Origin of the sequence: Streptomyces pseudovenezuelae (assembly GCF_001513955.1) — a bacterium.
GTDB classification, from domain to species: Bacteria; Actinomycetota; Actinomycetes; order Streptomycetales; family Streptomycetaceae; genus Streptomyces; species Streptomyces pseudovenezuelae.
Window position 1 is genome coordinate 1,227,264 of sequence record NZ_KQ948144.1, and the last position, 15,576, is coordinate 1,242,839.

Consider the following 15,576-nt stretch of genomic DNA (forward strand, 5'->3'; position numbering starts at 1 on the left):
CCACGAGCAAGCTCTCACAGACGTTCTGAGGGGGTGAGCGCCCGGCCGGGCGCTCACCCCCTCACGTATGTCCTCAAGCGCCCACCGCTTCCGCGGGCGCGCGCCCACCCTTCGCAGCACAGTGGCCCGAGCCTTCGAGAGGCTCGGGCCACCGCCGTACCGCCGCCTGCGGGGCGGCGCTTTTCAGCCGCTCTGCCGGGACGGCCTGCGCAGGGTCGGCCGGGCCGCTGCCAGGCGGGCCCTGACCCCGGCCCACCACTCCGAGACGGTCCACGCCACCCGCGCGGTGGAACGCGGGGCGACCAGGGCACGCGCCCTGGTGCGCCGGCTGACCGAGTCGCGCAGTCCGCCGATCACCTGGTGCACGTCCTGCGCGAGTCCGGCCGGGGGCCGGGGCCGCGGCGCGTAGAGCACCTGCTCCACGGCGTCCGCCACCCGGTGCACCGAGGCCGCGGCCGTCGGGTCGAGGTGCCCGAGCCGGACGATCCGCGCGGCCGCCCTGCGTGGCGTCTGCGAGTCGTCCGGCAGGATCCCGAAGTCCCAGGCCGTGTCGGTCAGCTCCTGCCAGGCAGCCAGGGTGTGCGCGGCGGCTCCCTCGGCACTGCGGCCGTGCCCGCCCAGACGTACCGAACGGGTGCGCAGCCGCCACAGCATCGGCGCCGAGGGGACCGCCAGCACGAGCAGCCCGACGAACAGCCAGAACAGCAGCTTCAGATACCACCACGGGCCCTGTACGGCCCACCAGGGGCCGTCACCGCCCTGGGCGGCCGCGGCCGCCGGGGACGCGCTGTCGCACCCCTCCAGCTTCCGCAGCTGGGCCGTGCAGCTCTCGCTCGCCGAGGCCGAGGCGGACGGCGCCGTGGACGACCCCGCGGAGGGTTGTGTCACGCCGGGGTCCACGCTGCCGCCGGCGTCCGGGACGGTGTACGAGGGCACCGTGCCCCGGGTCGGGGTGGGCTCGAAGCGGGTCCAGCCCACCCCCTCGAAGTACAGCTCGGGCCAGGCGTGGGCGTCCTTGAGACCCACCGACACCGAGCCGTCCGCCTGCGGGGTACCGGGCGCGAAGCCCACCGCGACCCGGGCTGGAATGCCCAGCGAGCGGGCCATCGCCGCCATGGCGAAGGAGAAGTGGACACAGAAGCCCTGCTTGTCCCGCAGGAAGTTGGCGATCGCGTTGGGCCCGTCGCCGACCTGCACCTGGGTGTCGTACTCGAAGCCCCCGGTCACCGCGAAGTAGTCCTGGAGCGCGACCGCCTGCTCGTAGGCGTTCTTCGCGCCCGCGGTGACCTCGCGGGCGGTCCTGGCCACCACCCCCGGCAGCGAGTCCGGCAGGTCGGTGTACTCGCGCTCGATGGCCGAGGGCGCGGCCGGTGCGGCGGCGAGCTGCTCGGCCGTCGGCTCCACGTCCAGGCTCTTCACCTCGTACGTCAGCCCGCGTGTGTTCTGCCCGTGGTCGCCGACGAGCGCCATGCCCTCGGGCTCGTAGCGCCAGTTGCCGTCGACCTTGACGCCACTGGGCGGGTACGGCATGGGCAGATAGCTCTGCTCGTACCAGTTCGCCGCCGAGATGGTCGTCTCGACCTCCGTGCGATTGACGTCGGCTCCGAGGCCGATCGGGGTCGGGAAGTCCCTCGGCACGGCGCCGATGGACCGCTTGGACGGTTTCCAGGTCCGGCCGTCGAAGTCGTCCAGGGAGACGATCCGCAGATACAGGTCGGAGGTGTCGTTGCTCTTGGTCCGCACGGACAGGACCTGGCGGTCCTCGTCCACGTTCAGGCTGTCGCGCAGCGAGAGCAGCGGGTTCACCGCGGAGATCGTGCCGCCGCTGCCGTTCCCGGCGCCCACGCCCGCCCCGGCGGGGCCCAGGAGGCCGCCGTTCATCGAGGGCAGGACGGCCGACACCACGAGGGCGATGCCGAGGCTCGCGACGCCGATCCGCCGGCCGGTGCGCACCGGCGCCACCGGGCCGGAGTCGATGGCGGAGGAGCGTGCGGCCCCGCCGAAGACGCGGCCCCACTGGGAGAGCCGGTCGCGCCCCTCGGCCAGGAGCAGCAGCAGGTAGCCGATCGCCGCGACCAGGAACCAGAACCAGTCGGCGTGGCCTTCGGACAGTCCCGCGGCGACGGAGTACAGCGCGAGCAGCGGCAGACCCGCCGGGGCCGCGCTGCGGAACGTCACGGCGAGGGTGTCCACCATGAGTCCGACGATCAGGACACCGCCGAGGACCATCAGCTTGATGCCGTCGGACGCCAGCGGCGCCGGGATCGCGTACCGCGCGATGTCGTCGCCGCCCTGCTGGAGCAGGTCCCCGAAGTGCAGGATGGCGCCCGGGCCGGGGATCAGCCCCAGGAAGGCGTGGTCACGGGCGAAGACCAGGGTCAGCATGACCAGTGTGACCAGCGCCTGGGCGGCGACCGTCAGCGGACGGGCCAGCGGGATCCGCCTGGTCGCCGCGCCCACGGCCGTCTGCACGCCGAGCAGGAAGGCGGCCTGCACGATCCAGGTGACCGGCTCGACCAGCGGGAGCAGGGCGCACGCGGCCATCAGCGTGGCCGCCCACGCGCACAGCGCCAGTCGTCCCCGCCCGCTCATCACGACGCCTCCCCGGCGCCGGCCGTACCGACGCCCGTGCGCTCGCGGTCCGCGAGACGCCACAGCTCCTCCAGGGAGGCGCCCCGCGGCACGCCCAGTGCCGTCCAGCCCGCCTCGCGCAGCATCCGCAGCCGCTCCTCGCGCCCGCCCGACGGGCCGGGCACATCGGAGGGTTCCCGCACCCAGCTCTCGCTGTCGAGCACGAACGCCAGCGCGCCCCCGCTGCGCTGCCGCATCTTGGCGACCACGGCGGCCTGCTCCTCGTCGAGGTCGCCGAAGAAGGCCACCAGCAGTCCTTCGTTCCCCCGGCGCAGCACGTCGTACGCGCGCGACAGGCCGACGCCGTCGGAGTGGTCGATCACCGCGAGGGTGTCCATCATCAGCCCGGCCGCGTCCGCCGTGCCCTGGCTCGCGCCCGCGAAGCCGTCGGCGCCCTCGCCGGGCACGGAGTTGCCGGTGTCCGTCAACAGCCTTACGGAGAAGCCTCGTTCGAGCATGTGGACCAGGACGGAGGCGGCGCCCGAGACGGCCCACTCGAAGGCCGAGTCCGGGCCCGCGCCCGCGAAGGCGAGGCCCCGGGTGTCCAGGAGCACCGTGCAGCGGGCGCGCTGGGGCTGCTCCTCACGGCGGACCATCAGCTCGCCGTAGCGGGCGGTGGAGCGCCAGTGGACCCGGCGCAGGTCGTCGCCGTAGCGGTACCCGCGCGGGATCACGTCGTCCTCGCCGGCCAGGGCGAGGGAGCGCTGCCGTCCCTCGCCGTACCCCTTGGCCTCGCCGTTCAGCCGCACCGGCGGCAGCGCCTCCACGCGCGGGATCACGGTCAGGGTGTCGTACGTCGAGAAGGAGCGGGTGAGCTCGCACATGCCGAACGGGTCGGTCAGGCGCAGCTGGAGCGGGCCCAGCGGATAGCGGCCGCGCAGGTCGGAGCGGACCCGGTAGGAGACCTCGCGGCGGCCGCCCGGCTCGACGCGGTCGAGCACGAACCGGGGGCGCGGGCCGAGGACGTAGGGGACCCGGTCCTGGAGCATCAGCAGGCCGGTGGGCAGGCGGGAGACGTTGTCCATCCGGAGATGGACACGGGCCTCGCTGCCGGCGGGCACGCGCGCGGGGGAGAGCCTGCGGCTGCCCGCGACCCGGTAGCGGGTGCGGTAGAGCACGGCGGCGCAGACCAGGGGCAGCACGGCCAGCAGGAGTCCGACCCGCAGCAGGTCGGACTGACCGAGGACGTAGGCGCAGATCGCCGCGGCGATGCCGGCGGCGAAGAAGGAGCGGCCCCGGGTGGTCAGCCCGGCCAGTGCGGTGCGTACCCCGCCCTTGTCGCCCCGGTCGGCCTCGGGGCCGCCGGCCGAGGGCACCCCGGTGGACATCACAGGCCCCGCGGCGGCTGCTGCGGGTATGTGGGCGTGGGGCGGCCGATCCCGAGTCCGCCCTGCTGGGGAGCCGCGGGGACAGGGGTGCGCTGGAGGATCTCCTGCACGACCTGTTCGGCGCTGCGCCGGTTCAGCTGGGCCTGGGCGGTGGGCAGCAGACGGTGGGCGAGGACGGCCACGGCGAGCGCCTGGATGTCGTCCGGCAGCGCGAACTCGCGGCCGCTGAGGGCGGCGGAGGCCTTGGCGGCGCGCAGCAGGTGCAGCGTCGCGCGCGGGGAGGCGCCGAGTCTGAGGTCGGGGTGGGTGCGCGTGGCGGCGACCAGGTCGACGGCGTAGCGCCGGACCGGTTCGGCGACGTGGACGCCGCGCACCGCCTCGATGAGCTTCACGATGTCGTGCGCGTGCGCCACCGGCTGGAGGTCCTCCAGAGGGCTCGCCCCGCCGTGGATGTCGAGCATCTGCAGCTCGGCCTCGGCGCTGGGGTAGCCGACCGAGACCCGGGCCATGAAGCGGTCGCGCTGGGCCTCCGGGAGCGGGTAGGTGCCCTCCATCTCGACCGGGTTCTGCGTGGCGACCACCATGAAGGGGCTGGGCAGCTCATAGGTCTGTCCGTCGATGGTGACCTGGCGCTCCTCCATCGACTCCAGGAGCGCGGACTGGGTCTTCGGCGAGGCGCGGTTGATCTCGTCGCCGATCACGATCTGGGCGAAGATCGCGCCCGGTTTGAACTCGAAGTCCCGGCGCTGCTGGTCCCAGATGGACACGCCCGTGATGTCCGAGGGCAGCAGGTCCGGCGTGAACTGGATGCGGCGCACGGAGCAGTCGATGGACCGCGCCAGCGCCTTGGCCAGCATGGTCTTGCCGACGCCGGGGACATCCTCGATCAGAAGATGTCCCTCGGCGAGCAGCACGGTCAGTGAAAGCCGTACGACCTCGGGCTTCCCCTCGATCACGCCCTCCACCGAACTGCGAACCCGCTCGACGACGGCGGTCAGATCAGTGAGGCTCGATCGATCGTCATAGGTGGTCACCCGGCCCTCCTCGGCCCGTACTTTCCGGGCCGACGCTGTGATGCGCAACCGGCCCACCCCGAATCACGGACACCACGCGTGAAAAGTTCCGCGTGACGCCACACCCGCATTCTTGCTGCCGTTACCGATTCGTGTCACTCGACTGTGGACAACTGGCTGCACTATGTCGGGTCTTGCGGTGTTTTGGGCACCCCGAGGGGAGAAATCAACAGCGAAACGACAGCTACGGCGGGCCGTGGCGGTGGCCGTCAGGCGGGGTCGATCTCGCGCAGCAGGCCCGTCTTCACGTCGAACACGAACCCGCGCACGTCGTCGGTGTGCAGCAGGAACGGCGAGGTGCGCACCCGCTGCATGGACTGCCGTACGTCCTGGTCGACGTCGCGGAAGGCCTCCACGGCCCACGCGGGACGCTGGCCGACCTCCATCTCCAGATCGGTGCGGAAGTCCTCGGTGATCGCCTCCAGCCCGCACCCGGTGTGGTGGATGAGCACGACGCTGCGGGTGCCGAGCTTGCGCTGGCTGATGGTGAGCGAGCGGATCACGTCGTCGGTGACCACACCGCCCGCGTTGCGGATGGTGTGGCAGTCGCCGAGCTCCAGGCCGAGCGCGGCGTGCAGGTCGAGGCGGGCGTCCATGCACGCCACGACGGCGACGTGCAGGACCGGGCGGGCGTCCATCCCGGGATCGGTGAACGCGGCGGCGTACCGCTCGTTGGCGTCGACCAGCCGGTCGGTCACGCCGCCGTCGCGGGATATGGCGCCTTCGGTGGGTACGGATGCGGAAGTCGTCATAACCATGACGGTACTGGTCACCGCCGTCGCGGTCCTGCCGTGAGAAGGGAAAAAGAGCGTCATCACGCCGCGTGTGTGAGGTACCCCACAAGGGGATCGGATGCACCCGAACGGGTGTTTTCCGCGCTTTCGAGGCGTCGGATCCGCGCCGGTGCGCGACGCGCAGGCCGGTTGATTGACCGCGAGACACCGTGGACTAAAGTGACGCGAAGCGGGAGGCGAGGCCTCCTTGCTGACTTTCCCCGGAGACCCCGGCCCGCGCGCGGACGGTCTCCCCACGTGCGCGGCGCGTACGTACGGCTCGGCCTCCTCCCGCTCCCGGTCGACTGACGCTTCCGGCGCCGGCAGGCCTCCCCTTCGACGAGCGGGCGGGGACCCGGCGGTGCGTACGGCCCGTGCCGGACCTGAGAGGGCCCCTTGAGCCAGAGTCGACACGTCCCGGTGATGCTCCAGCGGTGCCTGGACCTGTTGGCCCCCGCACTCGAGCGGCCCGGGTCGGTGGTCGTGGACTGCACGCTCGGCCTGGGCGGCCACAGCGAGGCCCTGCTCCAGCGGTTCCCCGAGGCCCGGCTCGTCGCCCTCGACCGCGACAAGGAGGCCCTGCGCCTGTCCGGCGAGCGGCTCGCACCCTTCGGTGAGCGCGCCACCCTCGTCCATGCGGTCTACGACGAACTCCCGGACGTCCTCGACCGGCTCGGCATCGCGCGCGTGCAGGGCGTCCTCTTCGACCTCGGGGTCTCCTCCATGCAGCTCGACGAGGCCGACCGCGGCTTCGCCTACGCCCAGGACGCCCCGCTCGACATGCGCATGGACCAGACGACCGGCATGAGCGCGGCCGAGGTCCTCAACACCTACCCGCCGGGCGAACTCGTCCGGATCCTCAGGGCGTACGGCGAGGAGAAGCAGGCCAAGCGGATCGTGTCCGCCGTCGTGCGCGAGCGCGACAAGGAGCCGTTCACCAACAGCGCGCGGCTCGTCGAGCTGATCCGGGACTCCCTGCCGCAGGCCGCCAAGCGCACCGGCGGCAACCCGGCCAAGCGGACCTTCCAGGCCCTGCGCATCGAGGTCAACGGCGAACTCTCCGTCCTGGAACGGGCGATCCCGGCCGCGGTGAAGTCACTCGCCGTGGGCGGCCGGATCGCCGTGCTGTCGTACCACTCGCTGGAGGACCGGCTGGTCAAGCAGGTCTTCGCGGCCGGCGCCGCCACCACCGCCCCGCCCGGGCTGCCCGTCGTCCCCGAGCGCTACCAGCCCCGGCTCAAGCTGCTCACGCGCGGTGCCGAACTTCCCACCGAGGAAGAGATCGCCGAGAACCGGCGGGCCGCACCGGCGCGTTGCAGAGGCGCCGAGCGCATCAGGGAGGACATCGAGTGAAACGCGTGAGGCGCGTCAGTGGGTTGGGAAACCGGACTCACTGGAGGGTGTGTGCGTAGGAAACCCGAACTGAGGGGGAGGGCGGCTCGTCTCGCGCGTCTCCTCCCCGGCACGGCGAGCCCCGGACAGGCGGCCCGCACCCCCTTCGTGCTCCTGGTGGTCCTGCTGCTCGGCGGCGGCCTCATCGGGCTGCTGGTGCTGAACTCCGCGCTGAGCGAAGGGTCGTTCGAGCTCACCGACCTGCAGAAGGACACGAAGAGCCTCACCGACGAGCAGCAGGCCCTGCAGCGGGACATCGACGCCTACTCCGCGCCCGACGCGCTGCTGCGCCGCGCCAGGGAACTCGGCATGGTGCCCGGCGGTGACCCGGCCTTCCTGGACCCCGACGGCACCGTCGAGGGCGTCCCGTCCCCCGCCTCCGACGCCGAACCGCTCTCCTACCGGATGCCGCTCGTCCTCGCGCCCGAGGTGATCGACGGCGCGGCCGCCGCGACACCGGCGGCCGGCCCCACCCCGACGGAGACGGTCGGCCAGGCACCCGAGGCCGGACGGGCCCCCGAGACCGTCGTGCAAGCCCCCGAGGCCGTTCCCTCGGACGTCCCGCTCCCCTCGACCCCGACCCCCGGCAGGTGACGGAAGTGTCCGACGACTTCGGCAGGCAGCCGCCGCGCCGCCGCGTGCCGGGACCCGCGCGCCCCGAGCGCTCCGCCCGCCCCGTCGGCCGGCCGCGCCCGGGCCCCGGCGCCCGCCCGGCCCGCCGCCCGTCGGCGCCCCGCCCCGCGGCCCCCAAGACCATCCGCCTGGGCAGCCCCCGCCCCCGGCTGCGCCTGGTCGGCCTCGCGCTGACGCTGGTGCTGGCCGCCTTCGTCGTACGCCTGCTCCAGGTGCAGGCCGTCGACGCGAGCACGTACGCCGCCAAGGCCGAGCAGAACCGGTACGTCGGCTACACGCTCGCCGCCGAGCGGGGCGGGATCACCGACCGCGACGGAGTGGCCCTCGCGGCCAGCGAGGACGCGTACGACATCACGGCCGACCCCACGCTGTTCACCCGCAAGCAGCTGAAGATCGACGACGGCCCCGAGCAGGCCGCCGCCCTGCTCGCCCCGATCCTGGGGCAGGAGCAGGAGACGATCGTCAGGAAGCTGCGGCCCAAGGACAAGAAGCTCCGCTACGTCCTGCTCGCCAACCGGCAGACCCCGCAGGTGTGGAAGCAGATCAAGGACCTCAGGTCCGCGCTCGCCACCAAGAGCGAGACCGACCCGGGCACGGCCAACGTCCTCGGGGGCGTCCTGTCCGTGCCGACGACCAAGCGCGTGTACCCGAACGGCGATCTCGCCGCCGGGATACTGGGCTGGGTCAACGCCGACGGCAAGGGCGGCGGCGGTGTCGAGCAGCAGCTGAACTCCCTGCTGGCCGGCAAGGACGGCAAGATCCGCTACGCCCAGTCCGGCGGCCGCCAGGTGCCCACCGTGGGTTCCACCGAGACCCCCGCGGTACCCGGCAGCGACGTCGAGCTCACCATCGACCGCGACATCCAGTGGGCCGCCCAGCAGGCCATCACCGACCAGGTGAAGGAGTCCAAGGCGGACCGCGGGTACGTGATAGTGCAGGACACGCGGACCGGCCAGGTCCTCGCCATGGCCAACTCGCCCGGCTTCGACCCGAACGACCTGTCCAAGGCGAGTTCGGTGAACATGGGCAACGCGGCCCTCCAGGACGCCTACGAGCCCGGCTCCACCGCCAAGGTCATGTCCATGGCCGCCGTACTGGAACAGGGCGTCGCCATTCCGCTCACGCACGTGATCGTGCCCAACCGGCTGCACCGCGGCGACCGGCTCTTCAAGGACGACATCGACCACGAGACCTGGTACCTCACGCTCAACGGCGTGCTCGCCAAGTCCAGCAACATCGGCACCATCCTGGCCACCGGCCAGCTCGGCAAGACCCAGGCGCAGGCCAACCAGGTCCTCTACTCCTACCTGCGCAAGTTCGGCCTCGGCCGCTACTCCGGGCTCGACTTCCCCGGCGAGACGCCGGGCATCCTGGCCAAGCCCGCGGACTGGTCGACCTCGCAGCAGTTCACGATTCCTTTCGGCCAGGGCGTGTCCCTCAACGCCATGCAGGCCGCGTCCGTCTACTCGACGATCGCCAACGGCGGTGTCCGCGTCGAACCCACGCTCGTGCGCGGCACGAAGGGGCCCGACGGACGCTTCACACCCGCCGCCAAGCCCAAGGAGACAAGGGTCGTCAGCGCGAAGACGGCCAGGACGCTGGCCCAGATGCTGGAGTCGGTCGTGGACGACGAGGAGGGCACCGGCACCAAGGCGCGCATCCCCGGCTACCGGGTCGCGGGCAAGACGGGCACGGCCAACCGTGTGGATCCGGCCACCGGCAAGTACAAGGGCTACACCTCGTCGTTCGCCGGCTTCGCGCCCGCCGACAAGCCCCGGATCACCGTCTACTGCGCCATCCAGAACGCCACCAGCGGCAGCTACTTCGGCGGCCAGATCTGCGGACCCGTCTACAAGCAGGTCATGGAGTTCGCCCTGAAGACCCTCCAGGTCCCGCCCACGGGGGCGAAGGCCGCGAAGCTGCCAGTGACCTACACGCCCTGATCGGCACGGCGTCGGCACCGGCGGGCACCTCGCCCGCACCACCTCGCCAACGCCTCATCAGCACCTCATCAGCACCTCGGAAAGGCCACCAGGAACCACCTCGTGACGACGATCACCTCCGATCCCGGGAACCAGGGCGTCCCCCGCCCCTCACTTCGCCCAGAGGCGGGTGCGCCCGGTACGCTCACCGCCGTGCCACACGCTGATCAGTCCCAAACCACCCAGAAGGGCGCACCCGTGACCTATCCGGGACCGCCCCGGCCGGTCCGGGTCTCCGCCACACCCCTCGCGGAACTCGCCGATCAGCTGGGTGCCGAGCCGCCGCAGCACGCCGCGCAGGTCACGGGGATCACCCATGACTCGCGCGCCGTCCGCCCCGGCGACCTGTACGCCGCCCTCCCCGGCGCCCGTCTGCACGGCGCCGACTTCGTCACCCAGGCCGTCGGCCTCGGCGCGGTCGCGGTGCTGACCGACCCGACGGGCGCCGAGCGCGCCGCCGCGACCGGGCTTCCGGTGCTGGTCGTCGAGGACCCCCGCGCACGCATGGGCGAACTGGCCACCACGATCTACGGCCACCCCGGCCAGGACCTGCTCCAGATCGGGATCACCGGCACCTCCGGCAAGACCACCACGGCCTATCTCGTCGAGGGCGGTCTCAAGGGGGTCAGGTCCACCGGTCTGATCGGCACCGTCGAGATGCGCATCGGCGACGAACGCATCAAGTCCGAGCGCACCACGCCCGAGGCCACCGACCTCCAGGCCCTGTTCGCGGTCATGCGCGAGCGCGGGGTCGAGGCGGTCGCCATGGAGGTCTCCAGCCACGCCCTGGTCCTCGGCCGGGTCGACGGCTGTGTCTTCGACATCGGGGTCTTCACCAACCTCAGTCCGGAGCACATGGAGTTCCACTCCGACATGGAGGACTACTTCCAGGCGAAGGCGCAGCTCTTCACGCCGAAACGCAGCCGTCTCGGCGTCGTCAACCTCGACGACGAGTACGGCCGCAGGCTCGTCAAGGAGGCCACGGTCCCGGTCGTCACCTTCTCCGCGGAGGGCCACCCGGACGCCGACTGGCGTGCCGAGGACGTCGAAGTCGGCCCCATGGACTCGACGTTCACCGTGATCGGCCCCAAGAACGAGCGGATCAGCGCCAGGTCTCCGCTCGCGGGCCCCTTCAACGTGGCGAACACCCTCGCCGCGATCGTCGCCCTGGCCGCGGCCGGCCTCGACCCGCAGACCGCCGCCGACGGCGTCGCCGCGGTACCGGGCGTACCGGGCCGTCTGGAGCGCGTGGACGCCGGGCAGCCCTACCTCGCGGTCGTGGACTACGCCCACAAGACCGACGCCGTCGAGTCGGTGCTCAAGGCGCTCCGCAAGGTCACCGAGGGCAGGGTGCACATCGTGCTCGGCTGCGGAGGCGACCGTGACACGACCAAGCGGGGGCCCATGGGCGCGGCCGCGGCCCGCCTCGCCGACACCGCCGTACTGACCTCCGACAACCCCCGCTCCGAGGATCCCCTCGCGATTCTCGCAACCATGCTCCAGGGGGCGGCGTCCGTACCGGCACACGAGCGTGGCGAGGTCCAGGTCTTCGAGGACCGGGCCGCCGCGATCGCCGCAGCAGTCGCCCGCGCGCGGCCGGGCGACACCGTACTGGTCGCCGGCAAGGGCCACGAGCAGGGCCAGGACATCGCCGGGGTGGTCCGTCCCTTCGACGACCGCCAGGTGCTTCGAGAAGCCATCCAGAAGACCCAGGGATGAACTTGTGATCGCCCTCTCTCTCGCCGAGATCGCCTCAGTCGTCGGCGGGCAGACGCACGACATACCGGATCCGTCGGCGCAGGTGCACGGGCCCGTCGTCATCGACTCCCGGCAGGTGAAGGACGGCAGCCTGTTCGCCGCCTTCGTGGGGGAGCGCGTCGACGGCCACGACTACGCCGACCAGGCCGTCCGGGCGGGCGCGGTGGCCGTGCTGGCGCAGCGTCCGGTCGGGGTGCCCTCGATCGTCGTCGACGACGTCCAGACGGCCCTCGGCGCCCTCGCACGTCATGTCGTACGACGGCTCGGCGCGACCCTCGTCGCCCTGACCGGCTCGGCCGGCAAGACCAGCACCAAGGACCTGATCGCGCAGGTGCTCCGGCGCAAGGCGCCGACGGTGTTCACGCCGGGCTCGCTCAACAACGAGATCGGGCTGCCGCTCACCGCGCTCACCGCCACCGAGGAGACGAAGTTCCTCGTCCTGGAGATGGGTGCCCGCGGGATCGGCCACATCAGCTACCTCACGGATCTGACGCCCCCGAAGATCGGCCTGGTCCTCAACGTCGGCTCCGCCCACATCGGCGAGTTCGGCGGCCGTGAGCAGATCGCGCAGGCCAAGGGCGAGTTGGTGGAGGCGCTCCCCGAGGAGGGTGCGGCGATCCTCAACGCCGACGATCCTCTCGTACGGGCCATGGCGTCCCGAACGAAGGCGAAGGTGATCCTTTTCGGAGAGTCCGGCGAAGCGGACGTTCGCGCCGAGAACGTACGACTCACGGACAGCGGACAGCCCGCCTTCCTGCTTCACACACCCTCCGGTGCAAGCGAAGTGACCATGCGCCTGTACGGTGAGCACCACGTGTCGAACGCGCTCGCCGCGGCCGCCGTCGCCCATGAGCTGGGCATGTCCGCAACCGAGATCGCCACCGCGCTCTCCGAGGCGGGCTCCCTCTCCCGCTGGCGTATGGAGGTCACCGAGCGCCCGGACGGCGTGACCATCGTCAACGACGCCTACAACGCGAACCCCGAGTCCATGCGAGCGGCCTTGCGCGCGCTCGCGGCGATGGGCAAGGGGCGGCGGACCTGGGCGGTGCTCGGCAAGATGGCCGAGCTCGGGGACGAGGCACTCGCCGAGCACGACGCGGTCGGACGGCTCGCCGTCCGGCTCAATGTCGGCAAGCTCGTCGCGGTCGGGGGCAGGGAAGCGTCCTGGCTGCAACTGGGCGCATATAACGAGGGTTCGTGGGGTGAGGAGTCGGTGCACGTGTCCGACGCACAGGCGGCGGTCGACCTGCTGCGCAGTGAATTGCGCCCGGGAGACGTCGTCCTCGTGAAGGCGTCCCGTTCGGTCGGTCTGGAGAGCGTCGCCCAGGCGCTGCTCGACGCCGAGGGTGAGGTTGCCGCCCGATGATGAAGCAGATCCTGTTCTCAGGAGTCATCGGCCTCTTTCTGACCCTGGTCGGCACCCCGCTGCTGATCAAGCTGCTCGCGCGCAAGGGTTACGGCCAGTACATCCGGGACGACGGCCCGCGTGAGCACGCCAGCAAGCGCGGTACGCCGACGATGGGCGGTATCGCCTTCATCCTGGCGACGGTCGTCGCCTACTTCCTGTCCAAGGTCATCACCGGTTACCCGCCCACCTTCTCGGGTCTGCTGGTGCTCGGCCTGATGTGCGGCATGGGCCTGGTCGGCTTCCTCGACGACTACATCAAGATCGTCAAGCGGCGTTCGCTGGGCCTGCGCGCCAAGGCGAAGATGGCCGGTCAGCTGATCGTCGGCATCAGCTTCGCGGTGCTCGCGCTGATGTTCCCGGATGCCCGCGGCAACACCCCGGCCTCCACGAAGCTGTCGTTCATCACCGACTTCGGCTGGAAGATCGGCCCGATCCTGTTCGTGGTCTGGGCGCTGTTCATGATCCTCGCGATGTCGAACGGCGTGAACCTCACGGACGGTCTGGACGGCCTGGCCACGGGTGCCTCGGTGCTGGTCTTCGGCGCCTACACGTTCATCGGCGTCTGGCAGTTCCAGGAGTCCTGCGCCAACGCGCAGACCCTGACCAACCCGGGTGCCTGCTACGAGGTGCGAGATCCACTCGACCTGGCGGTCATCGCCTCCGCGCTGATGGGCGCCTGTCTCGGCTTCCTGTGGTGGAACACCTCACCGGCCAAGGTCTTCATGGGCGACACCGGCTCGCTCGCGCTCGGCGGTGTCCTGACCGGCCTCGCGATCCTCTCCCGCACGGAGCTCCTGGTCGCCATCATGGGCGGTCTGTTCGTCCTCATCACCATGTCGGTGGTCATCCAGGTCGGTTCGTTCCGGCTGACCGGCAAGCGCGTCTTCCGGATGGCGCCGCTCCAGCACCACTTCGAACTCAAGGGCTGGTCCGAAGTCCTCATCGTGGTCCGTTTCTGGATCATCCAGGGCATCTGTGTGATCGTCGGCCTGGGCCTCTTCTACGCGGGATGGGCAGCGGAAAAGTGACCTCGTCGGAGCACCTCGACTGGCAGGGCAGGCACGTCACCGTCGCCGGACTCGGTGTCTCCGGCATCCCGGCGGCCAAGGCGCTGCACGCGCGCGGGGCGCACGTCACGGTCGTCAACGACGGCGACGACGCACGCGCGCGTGAGCAGGCCGCCGAGTTGGAGGCGCTGGGCATCACCGTGCGCCTCGGTGACGGCGCGACCCTGCCCGAGGGCACCGAACTCGTCGTCACCGCACCGGGCTGGAAGCCGGACAAGCCGCTGTTCACGGCGGCCCGTGAGGCCGGCCTGGAGATCTGGGGCGACGTCGAACTCGCCTGGCGTCTCAGGGGCCCCGACGCGGCCCCCTGGCTGGCGATCACCGGCACCAACGGCAAGACGACCACCACCCAGATGCTGGCGTCGATCCTGAAGGCCGCGGGCCTGCGCACCGCCGCCGTCGGCAACATCGGTGTCTCCCTCCTGGACGCGGTGCTCGGCGACGAGCAGTACGACGTCCTGGCCGTGGAGTTGTCGAGCTATCAGCTCCACTGGGCGCCCTCCTTGCGCGCCCACTCCGCCGCCGTGCTCAATCTCGCGCCCGACCATCTCGACTGGCACGGTTCCATGGAGGCGTACGCCGCCGACAAGGGCCGGATCTACGAGGGCAATCGGGTCGCCTGCGTCTACAACGTCGCCGACAAGGCCACCGAGGACCTGGTGCGAGAGGCGGACGTCGAGGAGGGGTGCCGGGCGATCGGCTTCACCCTCGGCACCCCCGGGCCGTCCCAACTCGGTGTCGTCGAGGGCATCCTGGTCGACCGGGCCTTCGTCGAGGACCGGCACAAGAACGCCCAGGAGCTCGCCGAGGTCTCCGACGTGAACCCGCCGGCCCCGCACAACATCGCCAACGCCCTTGCCGCGGCGGCCCTCGCACGCGCATACGGGGTGCCCGCGAGGGCCGTACGGGACGGGCTGCGGGACTTCGCCCCGGACGCCCACCGCATCTCCCACGTGGCCGACGTGGACTCGGTCGCCTACGTGGACGACTCCAAGGCCACCAACACCCACGCGGCACAAGCCTCGTTGGCGGCCTACGAGTCGATCGTGTGGATCGCGGGCGGGCTCGCCAAGGGCGCGACCTTCGACGAGCTCGTCGCCAAGTCGGCAAAGCGACTTCGCGGGGTCGTGCTCATCGGCCAGGACCGCGCCCTGATCCGTGAAGCCCTCGCGCGACACGCCCCGGAGGTACCCGTGGTGGACCTCGACCGGACCGACACTGGGGCGATGCCGGCGGCTGTCCAGGAGGCTTCGCGTCTCGCCGTCGCAGGCGACACCGTGTTGTTGGCGCCGGCCTGTGCGTCGATGGACATGTTCGCCAACTACAACAAGCGCGGGGAAGCGTTCGCGGAGGCGGTTCGCGGACTCGCCGGCGCGGGCGCCTGACGGCGGGTCTCGGCCGGGTCGGGCGCCACGGGACCCTTGGAGGGACGGGTGACTCGGATGTGGGCGGTTCGTTGTCGGCTGCGGGTCGTGGGGGCCGCTCGCGCCCACGCGGCGGTAGCCGCGGATTCGACGCAGTTCCGCGCCCC

At 71.6% G+C, this 15,576-nt stretch carries 11 protein-coding genes; 7 read left to right on the forward strand and 4 right to left on the reverse strand.

The window, feature by feature from the left end:
* Positions 1–183 precede the first annotated feature (183 nt).
* From AQI94_RS05405 to AQI94_RS05420, 4 genes are all read right to left on the reverse strand, one after another.
* Positions 184–2,592 carry a transglutaminase TgpA family protein gene (locus AQI94_RS05405; RefSeq protein WP_031059417.1) on the reverse strand — a complete coding sequence of 803 codons (2,409 nt, stop codon included), beginning with the start codon at positions 2,590–2,592 and terminating at the stop codon, positions 184–186.
* Positions 2,592–3,959 (reverse strand): DUF58 domain-containing protein, encoded by a 1,368-nt coding sequence (locus tag AQI94_RS05410; RefSeq protein ID WP_031059415.1) that lies wholly within the window; start codon positions 3,957–3,959, stop codon positions 2,592–2,594. The genes AQI94_RS05405 and AQI94_RS05410 overlap by 1 nt, the downstream gene beginning before the upstream one ends.
* A complete protein-coding gene (locus AQI94_RS05415; RefSeq protein WP_031059407.1) occupies positions 3,959–4,993 on the reverse strand; it encodes an AAA family ATPase in 1,035 nt (344 codons plus the stop codon). The genes AQI94_RS05410 and AQI94_RS05415 overlap by 1 nt, the downstream gene beginning before the upstream one ends.
* Positions 4,994–5,241: 248 nt before the next feature.
* Positions 5,242–5,784: a beta-class carbonic anhydrase gene (locus AQI94_RS05420; RefSeq protein ID WP_062229603.1), complete on the reverse strand. Its 543-nt coding sequence runs from the start codon at positions 5,782–5,784 to the stop codon at positions 5,242–5,244.
* A gap of 417 nt (positions 5,785–6,201) precedes the next feature.
* Here AQI94_RS05420 and rsmH point away from each other — a divergent pair, with 417 nt between their 5' ends.
* From rsmH to murD, 7 genes are all read left to right on the forward strand, one after another.
* Complete coding sequence (rsmH, locus tag AQI94_RS05425) at positions 6,202–7,158, forward strand: 16S rRNA (cytosine(1402)-N(4))-methyltransferase RsmH (protein WP_078902975.1); 957 nt, start codon at positions 6,202–6,204, stop codon at positions 7,156–7,158.
* Positions 7,159–7,209: 51 nt separating this feature from the next.
* Positions 7,210–7,791, forward strand: a complete 582-nt coding sequence (locus tag AQI94_RS05430) for a septum formation initiator family protein (RefSeq protein ID WP_031059399.1) — start codon at positions 7,210–7,212, stop codon at positions 7,789–7,791.
* Between the two features lie 5 nt (positions 7,792–7,796).
* Positions 7,797–9,773 (forward strand): peptidoglycan D,D-transpeptidase FtsI family protein, encoded by a 1,977-nt coding sequence (locus AQI94_RS05435; protein ID WP_062229604.1) that lies wholly within the window; start codon positions 7,797–7,799, stop codon positions 9,771–9,773.
* 237 nt (positions 9,774–10,010) lie between these two features.
* A complete protein-coding gene (locus AQI94_RS05440) occupies positions 10,011–11,531 on the forward strand; it encodes a UDP-N-acetylmuramoyl-L-alanyl-D-glutamate--2,6-diaminopimelate ligase (RefSeq protein WP_031042835.1) in 1,521 nt (506 codons plus the stop codon).
* Positions 11,532–11,535: 4 nt separating this feature from the next.
* Complete coding sequence (locus AQI94_RS05445; protein WP_031042840.1) at positions 11,536–12,936, forward strand: UDP-N-acetylmuramoyl-tripeptide--D-alanyl-D-alanine ligase; 1,401 nt, start codon at positions 11,536–11,538, stop codon at positions 12,934–12,936.
* Positions 12,933–14,006: a phospho-N-acetylmuramoyl-pentapeptide-transferase gene (mraY, locus tag AQI94_RS05450; protein WP_031042843.1), complete on the forward strand. Its 1,074-nt coding sequence runs from the start codon at positions 12,933–12,935 to the stop codon at positions 14,004–14,006. The genes AQI94_RS05445 and mraY overlap by 4 nt, the downstream gene beginning before the upstream one ends.
* Entirely contained in the window at positions 13,988–15,430 is a 1,443-nt protein-coding gene (gene murD, locus AQI94_RS05455; protein ID WP_199814311.1) for a UDP-N-acetylmuramoyl-L-alanine--D-glutamate ligase, read from the forward strand. Before mraY ends, murD begins: the two co-directional genes overlap by 19 nt.
* The last annotated feature ends 146 nt before the right edge of the window (positions 15,431–15,576 follow it).

Coding starts and splice junctions, on each gene's coding strand:
- AQI94_RS05405 (WP_031059417.1), bottom strand. CDS start 2,592: ATGAGCGGGCGGGGACGACTGGCGCTGTGCGCGTGGGCGGCCACGCTG.
- AQI94_RS05410 (WP_031059415.1), bottom strand. CDS start 3,959: ATGTCCACCGGGGTGCCCTCGGCCGGCGGCCCCGAGGCCGACCGGGGC.
- AQI94_RS05420 (WP_062229603.1), bottom strand. CDS start 5,784: ATGACGACTTCCGCATCCGTACCCACCGAAGGCGCCATATCCCGCGAC.
- mraY (WP_031042843.1), top strand. CDS start 12,933: ATGATGAAGCAGATCCTGTTCTCAGGAGTCATCGGCCTCTTTCTGACC.
- murD (WP_199814311.1), top strand. CDS start 13,988: ATGGGCAGCGGAAAAGTGACCTCGTCGGAGCACCTCGACTGGCAGGGC.